This window comes from Chryseobacterium sp. D764, from assembly GCF_019317325.1.
In the GTDB taxonomy this organism is placed as follows: domain Bacteria; phylum Bacteroidota; class Bacteroidia; order Flavobacteriales; family Weeksellaceae; genus Chryseobacterium.
In genome coordinates this window covers 4,567,476-4,585,502 of record NZ_CP079219.1, presented here as the reverse complement: position 1 = coordinate 4,585,502, position 18,027 = coordinate 4,567,476, and the positions used below count along the sequence as shown (strand labels likewise).

The 18,027-nt window shown below is 32.9% G+C and carries 18 protein-coding genes; 2 read left to right on the top strand and 16 right to left on the bottom strand.

The window, feature by feature from the left end:
* From KYG33_RS20890 to queG, 3 genes are all read right to left on the bottom strand, one after another.
* Positions 1–648 carry a murein L,D-transpeptidase catalytic domain-containing protein gene (locus KYG33_RS20890; RefSeq protein ID WP_077415563.1) on the bottom strand — a complete coding sequence of 216 codons (648 nt, stop codon included), beginning with the start codon at positions 646–648 and terminating at the stop codon, positions 1–3.
* A gap of 3 nt (positions 649–651) precedes the next feature.
* Positions 652–1,335, bottom strand: a complete 684-nt coding sequence (locus KYG33_RS20885; RefSeq protein ID WP_077415565.1) for a TIGR02117 family protein — start codon at positions 1,333–1,335, stop codon at positions 652–654.
* A gap of 358 nt (positions 1,336–1,693) precedes the next feature.
* Entirely contained in the window at positions 1,694–2,632 is a 939-nt protein-coding gene (gene queG, locus KYG33_RS20880; RefSeq protein WP_077415900.1) for a tRNA epoxyqueuosine(34) reductase QueG, read from the bottom strand.
* 175 nt (positions 2,633–2,807) lie between these two features.
* Here queG and KYG33_RS20875 point away from each other — a divergent pair, with 175 nt between their 5' ends.
* Positions 2,808–3,107, top strand: a complete 300-nt coding sequence (locus tag KYG33_RS20875) for a rhodanese-like domain-containing protein (protein ID WP_077415567.1) — start codon at positions 2,808–2,810, stop codon at positions 3,105–3,107.
* Positions 3,108–3,134: 27 nt separating this feature from the next.
* A complete protein-coding gene (locus tag KYG33_RS20870) occupies positions 3,135–3,752 on the top strand; it encodes a hypothetical protein (protein WP_077415569.1) in 618 nt (205 codons plus the stop codon).
* A gap of 73 nt (positions 3,753–3,825) precedes the next feature.
* Here KYG33_RS20870 and KYG33_RS20865 read toward each other — a convergent pair whose 3' ends face one another.
* From KYG33_RS20865 to KYG33_RS20805, 13 genes are all read right to left on the bottom strand, one after another.
* A complete protein-coding gene (locus KYG33_RS20865; RefSeq protein ID WP_077415571.1) occupies positions 3,826–4,596 on the bottom strand; it encodes an alpha/beta fold hydrolase in 771 nt (256 codons plus the stop codon).
* A gap of 15 nt (positions 4,597–4,611) precedes the next feature.
* Positions 4,612–5,601 (bottom strand): NAD(P)H-dependent flavin oxidoreductase, encoded by a 990-nt coding sequence (locus KYG33_RS20860; RefSeq protein ID WP_228408733.1) that lies wholly within the window; start codon positions 5,599–5,601, stop codon positions 4,612–4,614.
* A 71-nt stretch (positions 5,602–5,672) separates the two neighbouring features.
* Entirely contained in the window at positions 5,673–6,170 is a 498-nt protein-coding gene (locus KYG33_RS20855) for a hypothetical protein (RefSeq protein WP_077415573.1), read from the bottom strand.
* Between the two features lie 60 nt (positions 6,171–6,230).
* Positions 6,231–7,598: a peptidylprolyl isomerase gene (locus KYG33_RS20850; RefSeq protein WP_077415575.1), complete on the bottom strand. Its 1,368-nt coding sequence runs from the start codon at positions 7,596–7,598 to the stop codon at positions 6,231–6,233.
* Positions 7,599–7,684: 86 nt separating this feature from the next.
* Positions 7,685–8,608, bottom strand: a complete 924-nt coding sequence (locus KYG33_RS20845; protein WP_077415577.1) for a PfkB family carbohydrate kinase — start codon at positions 8,606–8,608, stop codon at positions 7,685–7,687.
* A gap of 27 nt (positions 8,609–8,635) precedes the next feature.
* The gene (gldD, locus tag KYG33_RS20840; protein ID WP_047381079.1) at positions 8,636–9,193 is read right to left on the bottom strand and encodes a gliding motility lipoprotein GldD; all 558 of its coding nucleotides are present in this window, start codon (positions 9,191–9,193) and stop codon (positions 8,636–8,638) included.
* Between the two features lie 44 nt (positions 9,194–9,237).
* The gene (mutY, locus tag KYG33_RS20835) at positions 9,238–10,272 is read right to left on the bottom strand and encodes an A/G-specific adenine glycosylase (protein ID WP_219072347.1); all 1,035 of its coding nucleotides are present in this window, start codon (positions 10,270–10,272) and stop codon (positions 9,238–9,240) included.
* A gap of 569 nt (positions 10,273–10,841) precedes the next feature.
* Complete coding sequence (locus KYG33_RS20830) at positions 10,842–11,501, bottom strand: hypothetical protein (RefSeq protein ID WP_077415581.1); 660 nt, start codon at positions 11,499–11,501, stop codon at positions 10,842–10,844.
* Positions 11,502–12,145: 644 nt separating this feature from the next.
* The gene (locus KYG33_RS20825; RefSeq protein WP_077415583.1) at positions 12,146–12,997 is read right to left on the bottom strand and encodes a hypothetical protein; all 852 of its coding nucleotides are present in this window, start codon (positions 12,995–12,997) and stop codon (positions 12,146–12,148) included.
* 16 nt (positions 12,998–13,013) lie between these two features.
* The gene (locus KYG33_RS20820; RefSeq protein ID WP_077415585.1) at positions 13,014–14,141 is read right to left on the bottom strand and encodes an SH3 domain-containing protein; all 1,128 of its coding nucleotides are present in this window, start codon (positions 14,139–14,141) and stop codon (positions 13,014–13,016) included.
* Between the two features lie 212 nt (positions 14,142–14,353).
* Positions 14,354–14,965 carry a hypothetical protein gene (locus tag KYG33_RS20815; protein WP_219072346.1) on the bottom strand — a complete coding sequence of 204 codons (612 nt, stop codon included), beginning with the start codon at positions 14,963–14,965 and terminating at the stop codon, positions 14,354–14,356.
* Entirely contained in the window at positions 14,962–15,636 is a 675-nt protein-coding gene (locus tag KYG33_RS20810; protein WP_219072345.1) for a hypothetical protein, read from the bottom strand. Before KYG33_RS20810 ends, KYG33_RS20815 begins: the two co-directional genes overlap by 4 nt.
* On the bottom strand, positions 15,633–18,002 hold the full coding sequence (locus tag KYG33_RS20805; RefSeq protein ID WP_219072344.1) for a hypothetical protein: 2,370 nt from the start codon (positions 18,000–18,002) through the stop codon (positions 15,633–15,635). Before KYG33_RS20805 ends, KYG33_RS20810 begins: the two co-directional genes overlap by 4 nt.
* Positions 18,003–18,027 lie beyond the last annotated feature (25 nt).

Sequence of the window (18,027 nt, the reverse complement as noted above, 5' to 3'; positions counted from 1 at the left end):
TTAATTATATATCCACATCAGAACGGGTTTCTTCGAGTACTGAATCATCGGATCAATTTCCTTCATAGCATTGTTGGAAACAGTAGGACAACCCCATCCTTCGGGAGATCCTTTGGGAAAGACTTCATCATCACTCATCATGTCCCAGGAATGAAAGACAATAAATCTTTTTAAAGCATTGCCGTTTGTTTCCTCAAGTCCGTGCATCAGGTATTTTATATTAATTCCCCAGTCGCTGTACCCTCTTCCTTCAAGCTTATATTTTCCTAAAGAGGAAAGGTGGCTTCCATCTTCATTACTGAATCCCGGATTTGCTTTAGAATCGTCTTTACTCCATGAATTGGAACCACAACCATGGCCTACCAGGTATTTTTTGGAGATCTTATTATTTTTAAAATCCCAGACAAAAAACCGGTTCACTCCGGAATGGAGACTCATATCAATAAGAATACAGAAATCATTATTAAGGTTCTTTGAATTACAGAACTTCAACGCTTCTTCGGCTTTCATTTTTATCCCGGATAAGTCTGCTGCAGGCTTCTTTTCAATAGTAGCAGGTATTTCAGCAGTATGTATGGTACTGCTTTTTTTCTCCTGAGAACATGAACACAACCAAAATGCGATGAAAAACAGATAAATTCCCTTCATGAATTATTTATAGTGCTGAAAAATTCCGAAATCTGATGGAGTCCAAAGTGCTGCTTTCTGTCCTGCAGCCTTTAAAGCATTATTTGACCATGTATTGCAGGTGTAAAGAAAGCTGTAGGTTCCTTTGGCATCATAAAAGGCATCATTATCACTATACACTGCATTTGTAGGAATTAACATGAAATTACCGTTCTGATCTCTGTCAAATTTATCTTCTACAAATTTTACCAGATTCTCATACTGGTTTCTGCTGATCATAATCATTTTACAGTCGTCTCCTTCTTTCATTGTATTATAATAAGTACAGTGCATAGCGGAATCACTAAGCCAGAATGCTGCTTTTACAGCTGTTGAAAACTTCAGGTCTGCCCATGTAGGCGTATCAAGATAGAATCCTTTGTCTCCCCAGCCTATTCCGATATACTGATAATCTGTTTTTTTTGATTTTGTATTGGCGAAAGGAATTTTCATGCTCCAGTCCTGCAGATCATTTTTTACAGGCATTACTATATCAGTATGTACTCCGTTGGTATAAATATAAATCGGAATTTCTTTTTTCTGTCCATCATTTTTAGCCGAAACCGGAATATAGGGAATCAGTAACCCCAGGATTACATAAATCACCACAATTCCTAAAATAATTCCTACCACTTTCAGGAGATACATTAATATAGTTTTCACAGTCATGTTTTAATAAAATTTAATCTTTAATTTTTAGTAAAAGTATTTGTTTTAATCGAAAAATTAGCTATATTTAGTTACGAAATATTCACAAATATGCGTAAAACTATCAAATCCCAAAAAAGGTTTAAAGTAAGAGTAAAAACTGCTCCTAAAAGAATACAAAAAAAACGTTGATTTTCGGTGAGATTCTGATCTCCTGAAAGTCATTTTTTCTTTATAGGAAACGGTTTTCAATTAACTTATTGATACAAATCTTTACCTCCTTAAAGCCAAAAATTTAAGGAATGGTCGATTATCAGCTCTGGTTTGGAACTATAAAAAATTCCGAAGGAGGGATTGTCACCGAAAGTTCAGGGAAAAATCAATCAGAAGACTTCTGTAAAAACTCAATATTTCGCTTCAAACCTACAAATTTGGTTCTTTTCACGGGGGATTTCCTGAAGATTTCAGAGAAAATTTCCTGGGTAATTTCTTTCCATTCTCCTTTTTTAAAATTTTTCAGGGCTTCATTGGGTTTGAAACGGCTTTGTTTGTTGGGGGCTGAAAAACGGTTCCATGGGCAAACATCCTGGCAGATGTCACAGCCAAACATCCAGTCTTCCATTTTATCTTTAAAATAATCCGGAATTTCATTTTTGAGTTCTATGGTTGCATAAGAAATACAACGGCTTCCGTCAATAATTTTCTCCGAAACAATAGCATCCGTGGGACAAGCATCAATACATTTTCTGCAGCTTCCGCAATGGTCTGTAGTGGCATGATCGGCAATCAGTTCCAAATCGCAGATAATTTCAGCCAGAAAGTAAAAAGATCCGTTCTGTTTGGTAATGAGGTTTGCATTTTTTCCTACCCAGCCGATTCCAGATTTTCGGGCCCAGCTTCTTTCCATAATGGGTGCAGAATCTACAAAAACCCGAAATCCGAACTCTCCTATTTCCTCCTGCAGCTCTGCAACCATCTCACGAAGGATTTCTTTGATTACTTCATGATAATCTTCTGCATAAGCATATTTTGAGATCTTGTAATTTTCTAATATTGAAATTTTTTCCTCGGGAAAGTAATTGTATGAAAGTGAAATAACAGATTTGGAACCCTCTACCAAAAGCCGGGGATCAAGTCTTTTGTCGAAATGATTTTCCATGTACTTCATTTCGCCGTTATAATTGTTCTTCAGCCATTTTTCAAGATGGGGAGCATCTTCTTCCAAAAAATCAGCTTTAGAAATGCCACAACTCTGGAATCCAAAACTTTTTGCCTTGGACTTTATCAGTTGGGAATATTTTTCAGCGCCTGCATTCATAATTTCACACTGCAAAATTAAGATTATTTTATCAATCTTCTGATTTCTGTGGAGGTTCATCTGAACTCCTGTTCCTATCCTGCTTCTTTTCTGAAAAATTATGTTTTAATTAGGATTTTTTTCAAAAAAAAATTACGTAATTTCGTTTCTAATTTAATGTTTAAACCCAACAACTATGTCTTTAATAGAAGTAATACAATCCGGAAACTATGAATTAATTGACGTTCGTGAGCCAATGGAGCTTGAAATGGACGGCAATATAGATGGTGCTAAGAATATTCCTTTAGGTGAAGTAGAAGATAGACAGGATGAGATTCTATCTATTGAAAAGCCGGTGATCTTATTCTGCAGAAGCGGAAACAGAAGCGGAAAGGCATTGGATTATCTTAACAATCAAGGATTAAAGGACGGTTATAACGGCGGAGGCTGGGCCGAGCTGAAGGCTGTTCTGGAATCAAATCAGGGAACTTTTTAAAAGTTCCTTTTTTTATATCTTATTTCTATGGATCTGAAAAATTATTTTGAAACGCTTTGTTCTCCTTTCACCGAAAACAAACAGCTGATCAACAGCCTGTGGAACGAACTTGAGACCAGATATTCTGAAAAAGGCAGATATTACCACAATCTTTTTCATCTGGAAAATATGTTTCATGAACTTGAAGCGGTGAAAGTTAATATTTCAGATTTTAAAGCTATTGCTTTCTCAGTATTCTACCATGATATTATTTATGATGCCACTTCCAAGTCTAATGAGGAAAAAAGTGCTGCTAGAGCTGAGAAAAGACTTGGTGAGCTTCATATAAATAACGACAAAATCACTATCATTTCGCAGCAGATTCTTGCCACAAAATCGCATCAGAAGTCTGATCATAAGGATACCAATTATCTTTTAGATGCTGATCTTTCTGTGTTGGGAAAAGATTTTAAAACTTATTTGGAATATACTCAAAATATCAGAAAAGAATATTCCATTTACCCTGATTTTCTTTATAGGCCGGGACGAAAAAAAGTACTCAGACATTTTCTGGAACTTGAAAGTATCTTTAAAACAGAGTATTTTAAGGAAAAATATGAGGTGCAGGCAAAGGAAAACATTGCCGCTGAACTGGAGTTACTGTAACCGGAATTCATTTAATATAAAAAGACACCCGTTAAAAGGTGTCTTAATTCATATTGTTTATCGTAATTCCAGATTAAGAATACTTACTTATAAATTCTGTTGCTCTTTCCAATACTAGTTCAGGAACTTCTTTGTGTGGTGTATGCCCTGTAGCTGGGATAATATATTTCTCAGCAATTCCACTTACCTGGGTAACAGTTTTCTCTACCTGATCCAATGTGCCATATTCATCAGCTTCTCCCTGGATAAATAACAATGGACAAATGATATGCTTCAAGAGATGTTCAATATTCCAGGTTCTGTAATCGTCCCGTGTCCATGTTTCTGTCCATGCTCTGAAAAGCATTTCGACTTTATCACCGTGATATTTCTGCAAACGTTCTGCAAGATTGATTGTTTTGTAGGCTTCCCAGGCATCATAAACTCCTTTCAACGTTACATCTTCCACAAATATATGTCCTGCTTCACAAACAACGGTATTTACTCTTTCCGGATATTTTGCAGCGATGATCAAAGCAATGGTTCCTCCATCACTGTGCCCGAAAAGAATAGCGTTATCAATATTCATTTCAACCAATAAATCATTCAAGAGATCTGCTTCCAGCTCCATATAATTTACCGGTCTTTCATGAGTAGGCATCGGATGTGATTTTCCATACCCTAAACGGTCGTAAGCAAGAGTATTGCACTGTGCAGCTTCAGATAATTTAGCTGGAAAGTCTCTCCAAAGCTGTACTGAACCGAGTGAATCATGCAGAAAAACAATGGTAGGTCTGCCTTCAAACGGATTATAGTGTTCTATATATAATTTTTTACCCTTTACATCAATTATTCTTCCTTCCATTAAATCAATTATATTTTAAAATACAGGCATTTTCGTTTCTTCAAATTCTTTTAATAAGTGACTGAAAACAGTTTCCACCGGGAGAACTTCATCAATCAGGGCAGAAACCTGACCTATTTCCAACTCTCCATCTTCCATATCTCCTTCAAACATTCCGCGTTTTGCTCTGGCTCTTCCTAATGAAGCAATTAATGCATCTTTATCTCTTCCGATCTGATAGATGCCTTCCAGTTCACTGAAAAATTTATTTTTAACCATTCTTACAGGTGCCAGTTCCTTCAAAGTAAGATGGGTATCTCCTTCCTGCAGTTCTGTGATTTTCTTTTTCCAGTTTTCATGAGCACTGGCTTCTGTAGTAGCGGCAAAACGGGATCCGATCTGTACACCATCTGCCCCCAGAATCATTGCCGCTTTGATCTGTGACCCTAAAGCAATTCCTCCTGCAGCAATTAACGGCTTAGAAATATGTTTTTTAACGTTTGGAATAAGGCAGAACGTTGTTGTTTCATCTCTTCCATTGTGACCTCCTGCTTCGAAACCTTCTGCAACGATAGCATCTACTCCTGCGTCTTCACACTTTACAGCAAATTTGGTGGAGGAAACTACGTGAGCTACTTTTATTCCTTCTTTCTGCAGGGTTTCTGTATAAGTCTTCGGGTTACCTGCTGACGTGAATACAATTTTGACTCCTTCTTCAAGAATGATCTGAATGATCTCTTCAATATTAGGATATAACATTGGTACATTTACCCCGAAAGGTTTATCTGTAGCCTGTTTGCATTTCTGGATATTTTCTCTCAGGATGTCAGGATACATACTTCCTGCTCCAATTAAGCCCAATCCTCCACAATTGGAAACCGCAGAAGCGAGTCTCCATCCGGAATGCCAGATCATACCTGCCTGGATAATGGGATATTTAATATTAAAAAGGTGTGAAATTCTATTTTGGGAAGCCTCCATATCATGAAGTTTTTTTGCAGCGTTAAAATCTATAAAATTGCTCATGCGTAAAAATACTAAAAACAACGATTCCAAGGGTCTTCTGTTCGCTAAAAATATACAGAAAACTCATATTATCATCTTTTATAAAGTTCCAAAATACGGTCAATAACTGGAGTTATTTTCAAAAAAAGCTGAGCAAGCTCACATATATCTTTCTCTATACTATCTTCTTGTAGCTCTACCCAACCTTGCATTAATGTCAGAGGGCCATAATTTACACTCACATTAGGCCATTCTTTCTGGTATTCTAAAAACTCTTTCCTGAAATTCTGAGCAAAATCTCTGCTGGATATTTTGTAGGCTTTCAATGTTCTTAGTTTTAGGGCATGGATGTTATAATAGATCTTTTTTTCACGAATCGTTTCATCATTTAACCAAACAGAAAAGAAAATCCGCCCCTCGGCATCCAAAGGTGACTGAGGGTCCCCACTCCATTCCGGATTGTAGACTTTAAGTGCAACAGATTCCAAAACTATATCAACAGACAATTTCAACCCATTATTACAGAGTATTTCTTCAGGAATTCCGGATGTTGCCAATTGAAATTTTCTAAGATAAAAAGTATAATCCATACTCTTATTTTTATAAATATATTAATAAAAAAACCTTCAGAAGTTCTGAAGGTTTTGATTTTATTTTGTCATGGATTGTTTCTTCCAGTTTGACTTAAAGCTACAACTGTCGTAACGTCCGTCAATAGAGATAAAAGTTGTAGGTAACTTAGAGTTGACAAACTTTTCAACCATTTCACTTTTCTTTTTATTCAGCGCCATCTGCTTGATTCTGCTGAAATCTGTTTCCAGTGTAATCTGGTGAGAAGGAATCACATCTTCCACTTTGATGATTTTGATTTCCTTTCTCTTGTTTTCTTCATCTTCAAAAGCTGTAGTGATATCTCCTTTGTTCAATCCTGCTAATTCGTAGCTGATTGTTCCCGGAATACTTTCTCTCTCAATTTTATCAGAACCATCTGCTCCAGGAATTATCCCTGCGTTGAATTTTGTTCTTTTATCATCTGAGAATTTAAAAGCAGCATCTTTAAATGTCATTTTACCACTCACGATAAGACCTCTGATACTGTCTAGTTTTGCTTTTGCAGTTTTAAGTTCATCATCAGTAGGTACTCCTTTTAGCAAGATATGTCTTGCATCATACACTTTACCTGATCTTTTCAGCAACTGGATAATGTGGAATCCGAATTCTGATTCAATAGGATCTGAGATATCATTTTCCTGAAGGTTCAGTGCAGCAGCCTCGAATGGCTTCACCATCTGCCCTTTATTGATATTTTTATATAATCCTCCGTTAGCAGCTGATCCTTCATCTTCAGAATAAATTCTGGCCTGGCTTTCAAAAGTTTCTCCCCCAAGAATATCCTGCTTGATTTTTTTCAATCTGTTGATAAGGTCTTGTTTGTGTGCTTCCGTTAATGTAGGATAGATCATAATCTGAGCTAAAGTAACTTCATCTTTTATCTGTGGCAGCTGTGTTTTATACATATTATAAAAGTCAGTTACCTCATTTGGAGTTACGTCAGCCTTCTCAGTAACTCTCTGGTATTTTGCCTGTCCGTAATACTGGTCAGTATCTATCTTTTCGATAGCATTTTTCATTTCATAAGCATTTCTGAACTTATAAGCGGTAAGCAAAGTTTTTTCATCCGGAAATTGAGAAAGCAACTGACGGTATTTTGCATTAGCCTGTTCTTTGATTGCTGCAGAACGGTTTTCAATTAAGGTATCTTTTTTTGCTTCATATACAAGAAGCTTGTTGCTGATAAGGTTTTCCAGGAACTCACATTTGTCTGTGTTGGCAGCTCCCTGCTGTTTCCCATAATTCATTTGCTCAAGAACATCAGATTCCAAAACAATCTCATCTCCGATAACAGCTGCAATACCATCCACCAAATCTCCTTGTTTTAGCTGGGCATTCATCATATTTGAAGAGAATATCATGATGAAAATCCCAAGAAGAAAAGTGATTTTTAGTTTATTTGTCATTTTACTATTTTAACAAGTTGCAAATTTAGAATTCTTAACGAATTTCACTCAATTTTTTATTATAAATATTTCTTAAAAAGACTTATTTACTGCAGTTCAACATCAAAAGTCGTTAATTCTTTGAATTGTCTCAATCTGCTGAACATATCTGCCTCGCTTACTTCCTCTATTCTTTCTGTTCCGAACTTCTCTACAGTGAATGAAGCCATAGCAGATCCTACGATAAGAGCCGATTTCATTGTTTCGAAATCTATTTTCTCTTTTTTAGCAAGATAAGCTGCAAAACCTCCTGCGAAAGTATCTCCAGCTCCTGTTGGATCGAAAACATCTTCTAACGGAAGTGCCGGGATAGCAAATACTTTATTGTCATGGAAAAGTAAAGCTCCGTGCTCTCCTTTTTTGATGATCACATACTCAGGTCCCATTGTATGAATCTTTTTAGCTGCTTTTACTAAAGAATATTCTCCAGAAAGCTGTCTTGCTTCTTCATCATTAATAGTAATTACGTCTGTTTTCGCAATCATATCCATTAAGATATCCCATGCAGAATCCATCCAGAAGTTCATGGTATCAAGGATAACCAATTTCGGACGGTTGTTCATTTTTTCAAGTACTGATAACTGAACTCCAGGGTGTAGGTTTCCAAGTAACAAAATTTCGGCATCCTGCATTGAATCCGGGATTTTCGGATCAAAATTCTCCAGCACATTTACTTCTGTAGCCAAAGTATCTCTTGTGTTCAGATCATTGTGGTATTTTCCAGACCAGAAGAATGTTTTTCCTTCTTTTACGATTTCAATTCCTTCGATATTTATATCTCTGTCTGTGAACATATCAAGATGTTCTTGTGGAAAGTCTCCTCCTACTACAGAAACAATTCCGGATTTAACGCCTAAAATTGATGAAGTGATTCCGATATAAGTGGCTGCACCTCCTAAAATTTTATCCGTTTTACCAAATGGTGTTTCAATTGCATCAAATGCAACACTTCCTACAACTAAAAGTTTCATATATTTTTCAATGTATATTAAAAGTAATTATTTTTTCCATTCAAAAGAGTCCAGCATGTGTTTCATATCGTTTTTGATATAGTTCACTGCAGGTGCAAGAGAATCCGGTTTCGGTCTCGTATTAAAGTATAAGTAAGCAGTAACGAAGTGTTTCGTACTGTCTGTAATGTAAAACTGAAGGTTGGAAGCACTCTGCCCTTTCAGCTCATAGAAGTTACCGTATACTTTTTTTTCAGGGTATTCAAAGGATTTCGTATCTATAGAACTGGCTTTGATGGTATGCTCATATACCATTTTTTCAGCTTCTTTGATATGGTCTGCAAAGTCATTTTGTATCGGGTAATAGGTAACGAAAAGCTTTGCCTTCATTTTAGGATAGTTCACATAGAACCAGCAAGGTTTTTTAGCAGGAGCAATAGTAGCAAAGTCCGAGTACTCAAAGGTATAGGCACAATCGTTTTCAAACTTTTGGTATTTCGGTGTTGGATATTCAAGACGCAGTTCTCCATAAGGTTTGGGTGAAGGGTCTTTTCCACATGAAATTAAAAGCAGTGATACAAAAATAAAAATGACTTTTTTAATCATTTTGCAAAAGTACAAATTAGATTTCAGATTTCGGAAGACAAATTTCAGTCTTTCAGAGAGTTTTGAATATAATTTTCCAAAGGCTTCGGAAACGATTTTTCGTGAGAGCCTTCAACATCTGTAATCAGGTATTGATTTTCAGCTATAAAATCATTCCATATCTTTTGTGAAGTGACCTCAACATTCAATATTTCAATACTTAAATTCTTATGAGTAAGTTTATGAGCAACCGTTTTTGAACCTGTAATAAATGGTTCCATATCCAATGAAATACCTGCTGGAAACTCAAATAACTTTTTCCATATGAAATCGTCTGTTCTCTGACGGATCAGAAATTGGCCGTTTCTGTGGACAAAATAATAAGTCAAAGCAAGATCTTCGGCTTTTATTTTTTTTGTTTTTACAGGATAATCTGAAGTCTTTTGCATAGAAAATGCCAGACAGTCTTCATTGATGGGACATTCTCCACAAAGTGGATTTTTGGGTTTACAGATCTCTGAACCTATATCCATCATCGCCTGATTAAAGTCCCCAACATTTTCCGGCATCACCAAAGCAGCCAGCTCAGAGAAATAGGTAAAAGCTCTGGAATTCGAAATATCAAAATCATCAGCAAAAAGGCGGCTCAGAACACGGTAGAAATTCCCGTCAACAGCAGGCATTTTTCCACAGAAACAGATACTTGACACAGCTGCAGCGGTATATTTCCCTACTCCTTTTAATTTTAGAATTTCTTCATATTGATGAGGAAAGACACCCTGGTAATCATCCATGATCTGTTGGGCAGCTTTATGAATATTGATGGCCCTTGAATAATAGCCCAATCCTTTCCAATATAATAAAACTTCATTTTCCTCAGCTTGCGCCAACGTTTTTACATCGGGAAATCTTTTAATGAAATTATTATAATGATTCAATCCCTGATTGATCCTTGTCTGCTGAAATACGATTTCACAGATCCAGATTTTATACGGATCCTTTGTCTGTCTGAAAGGTAAATCTCTTGCATTATTTCTATACCATTCCAGGATTTTGTTGCCAACGTATAGAAATTCTGAGGCTGTTTTATTTTTTTCCAAAAACCAATCTTGTTTTAAATCATTGAAGAGATGATTTTCTCTTTCTCTTTAACATTATTTTCAATGCTGCAAAGATAGGTTTATTTTATTTTTTAGACCTGTTTAAAATTTTTAGAAAGAGTTTAAACAGATGCTCCAGAATTTTTTGAAATATGAAAGCAATAATAATATTTATTGTTTTCTTTACTAATGAGATGCCATTTACCTTTAAATAAATTACTGGCAATATTTTCCGAATGAATTTCATCATTCGTTTGTTTTTCTTCTTTAGACTGTTTACAAGAGTATGGGAGAAGTGCGAATAACTAAAATCAATTTTTTTTTCATCATTTGGTTTATAAATAGGGTAAAAATTGACTTATTGCATCAATATCCATTCATTATTAGTAGATTCTCCTCCAACTCCTTTTATATAAAATTGAGTTTTATCTTTTTTAATTATAAATTTCGGATCAATACCTACACAATTTAATTGATCACCATTATAATATATTTCTAATTGATTGCCTTTTTCGATACCTATTTGCCTTCACAAAGATTTGACTCTTTATATGTATTTAATGATAAGATTACATTATTTTTTTTATATCAAATTTATATGAAATAGAAGCCATACCTGTTGTTGTAGGCTCTGTTTTTACTGAAGTAGAATGAGTACCATCATAAGTTGATGAGTTGCTTTTAAGATTTTTAAAAAGCTCTTTCTGAATAAGGTTTGTTTCAAATGCTAAAATATCTTCTGGAATCTTTGAAGGCTCTATTTCTCCTATTTTTTTCCATTTATTGTTTTCATATAAATAGAAAGTTGTTTTTGCATTTTGCTTTGGTTCAAATTCTCCATCTTTCCCTCCTGTATAAGAGATGAATTTATTTGGTAGATAAGAAGCAACTATATAATAATCGTTTTCTTTAATATAGTTTTTTATCAATTTTGAATCTTGAGAATCATTTTCTTTATTGATGGACTTTGAAAAAAAACCTTTTGAATTGTTGGGGTTCCAGAAATATTGTTCTATGTCTTTTTTTCCAATAAAGTCAACACTGAAAACACCCATTTTTTTATCCGAATAAGTGTATTTTGGATAAGGATTGGAGATATCTGGAATAAAAAAACCAGTTGTTTGGTATTTTGTATCTAGAAAATTTATGTTATCATTTTTCTCTTTTTGACCTTTACAGTCGTAAAAGAAAAAAATAAGAAGTAATAAAATTAAAAAGGGTTTCATCATTGTCCTTTTTTTTATAAAATTTTATTCAATTTCATTTCCATATAGTAAAAGTTTACCGATAAAATCACTATTCCAATTTTCTATATATATGTTTTGAAGTTCTGAAGCCCAACCAGATGTCTCTTCTTTTTTACCATCAAAGTATGATGAAGAATAAAACTTACCTGTAATAAAATTAAATGATTTTGAATAATTCTTTTGAGCTTTTGTATAACTTAGATCATACCCAATAACTTGTATTTTTTTGTTTTTAGGATCAAACCTAAATTTTATTTTTTCAATCAGATTCTTTCTCCGGAAATATTTGGTTTTGTAATTTGATCGGCATAATCTACTCGAATGATAATGATTTTATTTTTAATAATAGGATCACTTAAATAATAATCTGATTCAGCATTGTTATATAGAATACTATTATTTATAATGGGGATTTCAACCGTTTTGTTCAAAGAAGATAAATAGATGGATAAAATAAAACTTGAGAGTTCTGCATTTTGTTTCGCCCTAACTTCCGCTTTGTCCCCAACATTATCATCATCAAAGTATAATGTTTCATATTGTTATTCTATACTATCAATAGCTTTTGCATTATCCTCTTTGCAGTTAATAAAGAAAAGTAAGGATAATAGAATTATTTTTTTCATTTATTCTAATAGGATTTTATCCAAATCAAGTTGTTTAAGGGATGTTTTTTCAGAAATCTCTTTTTGCATCCATTCTTCCTTACCTGTTTTCGCACTCGTTCCCAAAGTTGCAATAAATAATTTTTCAATAAGTAAATCATTATTTTTGAAAAATACTGGTATAACAATTTTCCGAGATGTGTTTTGATATTGATCAGTGTAACCTAAAATTAAATTGAAAGCTTGTTTGTTTTTTGTATTAGTATCTATTTCTATAAAATCACAGCTAATATTTTTGGTAAAAAATACTTTATTATCAGTTTGTGCTTTTAAAGTATAGTCATTTATATTTTTTTCTATAAAAACGATATCATTTTTATCACTTTTATTAAAGTTAACTCTATAATTTTTAGTTTGTGTAGATTCTGAATTAGAAGAAGAGGATAGATCTTCTTCTTCCATATTTTCTTTAGATTTGAGAAAATACTTTTTACATTCCGGTAGTTCACATCCTAAGATTTGTGTTTTTTTTCCATCAAAAAAAGAAATGTATGAACCTCCATTAATCTGTAAGTCATATTTTTTTCCTTTATATGAATAACCTTTTATATTAATATTACATGGTGTAATTGGATATGAAAAATGCCATTCTTCTTCGGTAAGAGGAACTGATAAATTCATGATTTTTTCAATATCACTATTATTGAGAGACCATCCTTTATCTTTTTTAGTTAATTTTTCTTTTGTAGAATATTCACCTTTACAGTTGGCAATGTAAACTTTTGTATCTATTTTCTTTTTTTCATCCTTATCCTGGCCTTTGCAATTGTAGAATAAGAATATAAGAAGTAGTAAAGTAGTAAAGTTTTTCATTATTTGGTTAAGTTATTTATTCTGCTTTTATTCTGCTTTTGTGAACATATCCCTTTTTACCTTCTTTAGAAACTACTAACCACCAATCACCATTTTGATCTAAAACTTCAATTTTTTCACCTGTATTTATCTTTTGGAGAATTTGAGAAGACGAATTTTTATCCTTTCTTAAATTAGTATAGCCGTCAGAATCTTGAATGATAAAATTGGTATTGTTTTCTTTTTGGTAGATATATTTTACATAACTTTTTAAAGTAGCTAAATCATAAAAATTGTTTTTTTCCAGATTTGATTTATATTTTGGATTTTTATTTAAATAGCTTTCAATATCACCTTGTATTCCAACTCTTAATTCTCTCTCAAATAAATAAGATATTGTTTTTTCAGGTTCAAAATATTCTTTTGGAGATGATGATATTTTACTTATAATATCACCTATTCTTAAATAACTATTACCCTCTTTAGCATAAGAAAAGTCTTCAACTTTACCTTTGTAAATAATGGTTTCTATGTCGTCAAATATTTGTTTTTTCAATTTTTTATAGCCACCAGAATCTATAAAAATTAACTGTTCCATATCGGAAAGGCTATTAAAATCGAATTTTTTAAATACTGATTCTACAAGCTTTTTATCCTTATTGTATCCATAGTAAACAACTAAATCGTATAAAAGATTTGAATTGTTTGTTTGCAGCCAAACATAAGATACGGGAGTATTATAAAATACGTAAGAATTAAAATGATATAATAAGTCAGGATTTATAAACTCTGGTTCTTCAGCATCGGCATCCTGAATGAAAATAAATTTATTTTCTTTAATAACTACCTCTGGAAACATTGCTGGACGTAAAGCAATTATGGAATTTTTATAATCTTTTAAATTGAAAGAAAATATATCCAAAATTTTTTGACTAAATGTATTTTCGTCAGGAAATTGAAATTTTCTTTGCTCTAATACTTTTTTCGCTTTATTGATAAATTCAGGAGACAGGTCACCACAGTTTGATTTTGTGCCGTCTCCTTCATCTGTAATATTATAAGGTGCGTCTTTTAATGAAATTATTTCTTTGATATTCTGCAAGTGAAGTTGTCCGGTGCAAGATAGTAGCAGTGAATATATAAGAGCTAAAGAAATGTTTTTCATTATTTGTGGTTATTTTACACCCCTATTATAGGGTCCCAATCTTATCAAAATCGTCTCTGTGCCAAATCATATATTCTAAATAAGGTAAATTATAATTAAAATAGCTTGAGAGTTTATTTCACATTTGATCGTACTGTGCAGTGTACAAAAAACTATGATTTTATATTTGTTTTATCAAAGTTTCTTTTTATGTTTTATACTATTAAAAATATTTAATAATATAAATTAAGCTCATCTAATTTCAGATCCAAAGATTCATCTAAATATTGTATCGAATCCGATTTAATAGAACCATCAGAAGATATATTTCTCTCTGTATAGGAAATTATATTAAGACCTTTATTATTGTCTGAGTGAAAATATTTGATTTGCCATATTTTCCCTGTTTTAGAGTTAAAATATGATAAACAATTATACATACCTAATTCCGACTGAGGAATATTTCTGTAAAATTGTATTGAGTCAGTTTTTTTATTGTTGATAAAAGTAAAGAGGTTTACTTTTATTGTATTTTTACCTTCTAGCTTTTCTTTTATAAGTTTAATTGAAATATTATTCTCTAGCGGCAAATAAAGCTCATTGTTTTTAGTTAAAGAGTATTTTTTCAAATATTCTTCATTTTGTTTTTTTAATACTAAATACCCTTTTCCGTTCTTTAGAGAATTGAAATAGTTTGCACTTGCAAGAATAGAATCTCCAATAAAATAATTTTCATTGTGTGCGATGTTTTTTGATGAAGTATCCACTGCTTGTTTACAACAAATACTTATCAATATTGTCAATAACAAAGCGAAGTAACTATATACTTTTTTTATGGTTGTCATTTGATATTAAATATTTTTTTTAAATTTTTTTTATGGGATCCTTCAAAATAAACTTTGTCTTCTTCAATACTAAATTTTTTACACTCTAAATTTCCATTTTTATCTAAATAACATATATTTTGTTTTGTTGCGTATGGATAATCAATTTCAGAAAAGATATTTTCACTCTTAAGGACATTCTTACCTTTAAAAATAGCAACATCTACTTTAAAAATCTTTACAGGGAATTCGTATTCATCACTATCTAAAGTTGCTACAGTTTTAAATGCTAATAATTTTCTACCATCATGTAAATTTGTAGAATCAGTAATAAATAAAGAATCTATTTTTGAGATCTTTAATATGCTGTCTTGCTTAATGAAATTGAAATAATTTGGATTCGTGTATTCATTTTTTGTTCCCTTGATTGTATTAAAATAATCAATTTTTTCAAGTTTAGTCTGAGAAGTGATATCATCTTTGTTAAGTGATACATTTTCTTCCATATATGTATTAACTTTCCATTCTTTTGGAAAGGAATAAACTTTTATAGACTCTAAACCTATCGGTTTAAATTGAAAAGTTGTATCAGTTTTACCTAATGTTAGTTGAGAATTATTATCCTGAATAGTGTTGCTTTTTTTGCAGCTTATAATAATTAGAGATAATAAGAAAATTATATTATTTTTCATTCTTTTATAATTTTTATTTTACCAGGAGCGATAATTCCTGAATGTAAGTGACTGTTATGTAATTTTTTACCGTCAGTAGTATGAGTGAAAGCTTTCTTTTTGCTACCTCTTAATTGCTTAGTGATACCAAATTTATGAAAAGCATTAATTAATTTCTGTTCCCTAATGTCATCTAAATATAATGTGTCAATGCTTTTCCCATTTACATGTTCAACACTTGGAAAACAAGATGCTTCACTAAAACAGCTTCCTGTTGTTTGAACATCAGAATATCCACATTCTGCTAAGACACCTATAAATACAGCAAGATGCCCAGGCTCTGTGTATCTCCTTTTAGTATTGGTAAAAGAGTATTTAATTGAAATTCCTGAATTATTATAATTTAAAGAATCAGGCATTTTAACTAGTTCTATTTTTCTTCCAGTTACTTTATAAAGAACCCAAAATGATTTTCCTTCATTTGTCCCATATTCGGCAATATCACCATTTTGATATTTTACTCTTCTTTTAGTTTGTCCATCCGATACTGGAATATCTGAAAGTATTTTGCTGTGTGTTGGTTTTATTCCTGGTTTTTGTCCATTTAATTTTTCCTGCGTTATATGCCATTCTGCTTTACATATAACATGCTCCTTATTATTCTTGTCATGATAAATATATTGGTATAGGTATTGGTTTTCTAATTTTATATTTTTAGGAATATGTTTTTCGATATCTCCATTAGCAAATATATGATATGTGACAATATCTTTAGCATTAACAGGTGCAGAAGGAGAAGTATTTCCATGAAATTTGTTATATATGAAAAAACCTGTCTTTAATAGATCGTAATTATTTTTTCTTATTTGCCATCCATTTGGCATTTCTGTTTCTGAATTACGTCCATTTAATAAAACAGAAATTAATTCTAAATATTTATCACCATATAATGCTAACTCATTCAGAGATTTTCCTAAAGTTTCTTTACCCCATTTGGTTATTGCATCAGATTTAGGATTACTGGTCATTTTTTTATTAACGCTCCAAATCCAAGCCCCACTATCAATACAATAATCTGCATTGTTAGCAAGAATACTCGGATTTTTTACAATATTTTGATCATTTTTATAATCAGCATAATCCTTATAAGGCCCAGGTTTATTAAATAAAGTTGTTAAATCTTTCTCATCTGTTCTAACACCAGTTAGTTGTAGTAATCCGCGACCTTTATAAATACTTTGACTTGATAAGTAATCACTTTTAGTTTCTTCTGATAGGGCAAAGGTACCAGTCTCTTCACAAGCTTGGGCGAGGAAATGGATCTTTTGAATACAGGTATTAATATTATACTTTTTGAATGCAGAGTTTAATCCTTTTGTAAGGGTGGCAAAAGACTTGTCACTGATATTGCAAGGAGTTCTTTTACCTCCTTTTAATGCTTGTCCTTCCCAAATTGTTTCAGTTCCTTTTAGTAACTTAACAAGTTGCTTTACATCTTTTTCTTCAAAATCTCTATTACAAAAACATTTTTCTCCAGTCTGGTTTTTGTTTTGTTTCTGCACCCCCGCCGCACTCTTCACCTTCTCCACTTCCATCAAGCCCTCCGAATTTACCCCAAATTTCTGAGATTCTGCTGAAAGATCTTTGGAGATAATTTCTATAAAATAATTTTGTTTATCTGCATCTGGATCGCCGATAGGAGAGCCGATTCCTTTTTCAAAAATATCTTTGCTAATGATAAATCCTGAAGTATCACATACATCGGCAGGAATTTTAATATTTCCGCTTCTGTAGACTTCATCGTTGGAAGTAGTGTCATATTCCCAGACCACATACTGGATGTGTTTTCCAACCATATTTTTGGAGTGAATTCTTACCCTCACTTTATCTCCTACAGCTACTTTGGAAAGCTCTTTTCCAGTATCATCAATGAAAACAGCTTCTATGATATTCCCTTTAGGATCGGGCTGTTTGGGACCACCTCCTTGTCCAGGCGTGAATTTTGGCGTGTGTTGCTGAGGTTGATTTTGATTTTGAGGCTTAGGTTGTGGCTTGGGCTGATTTTGAGGCTGTCCTTTATAATCAGGATTGGCTACATCTACATTCACCTGGCTGGCTCCCTGAATTTTCCCGGAGTAAGTTGCCGTAACATAGTATTCATGATTAGCTCCTTCATTCTTGTCACCTTTCATCATAAACTGATTGGCTACCTGACGAAGAATTTTTTCATCAGACATCAGGGGGATTGGTACTTCCGCAATCCCTTTTTCATTGACAAGAGCCTTGTAACTTCTTGTATGACGGTTGTTTTTATTAATATTGGGATCATGGCCTTTGCCCGGAGCATCATCTTCCCAAAGGTGAAATTCTATTTCCTTATTGAACATTGCAATGCAGTGAGCCTGGGCAATA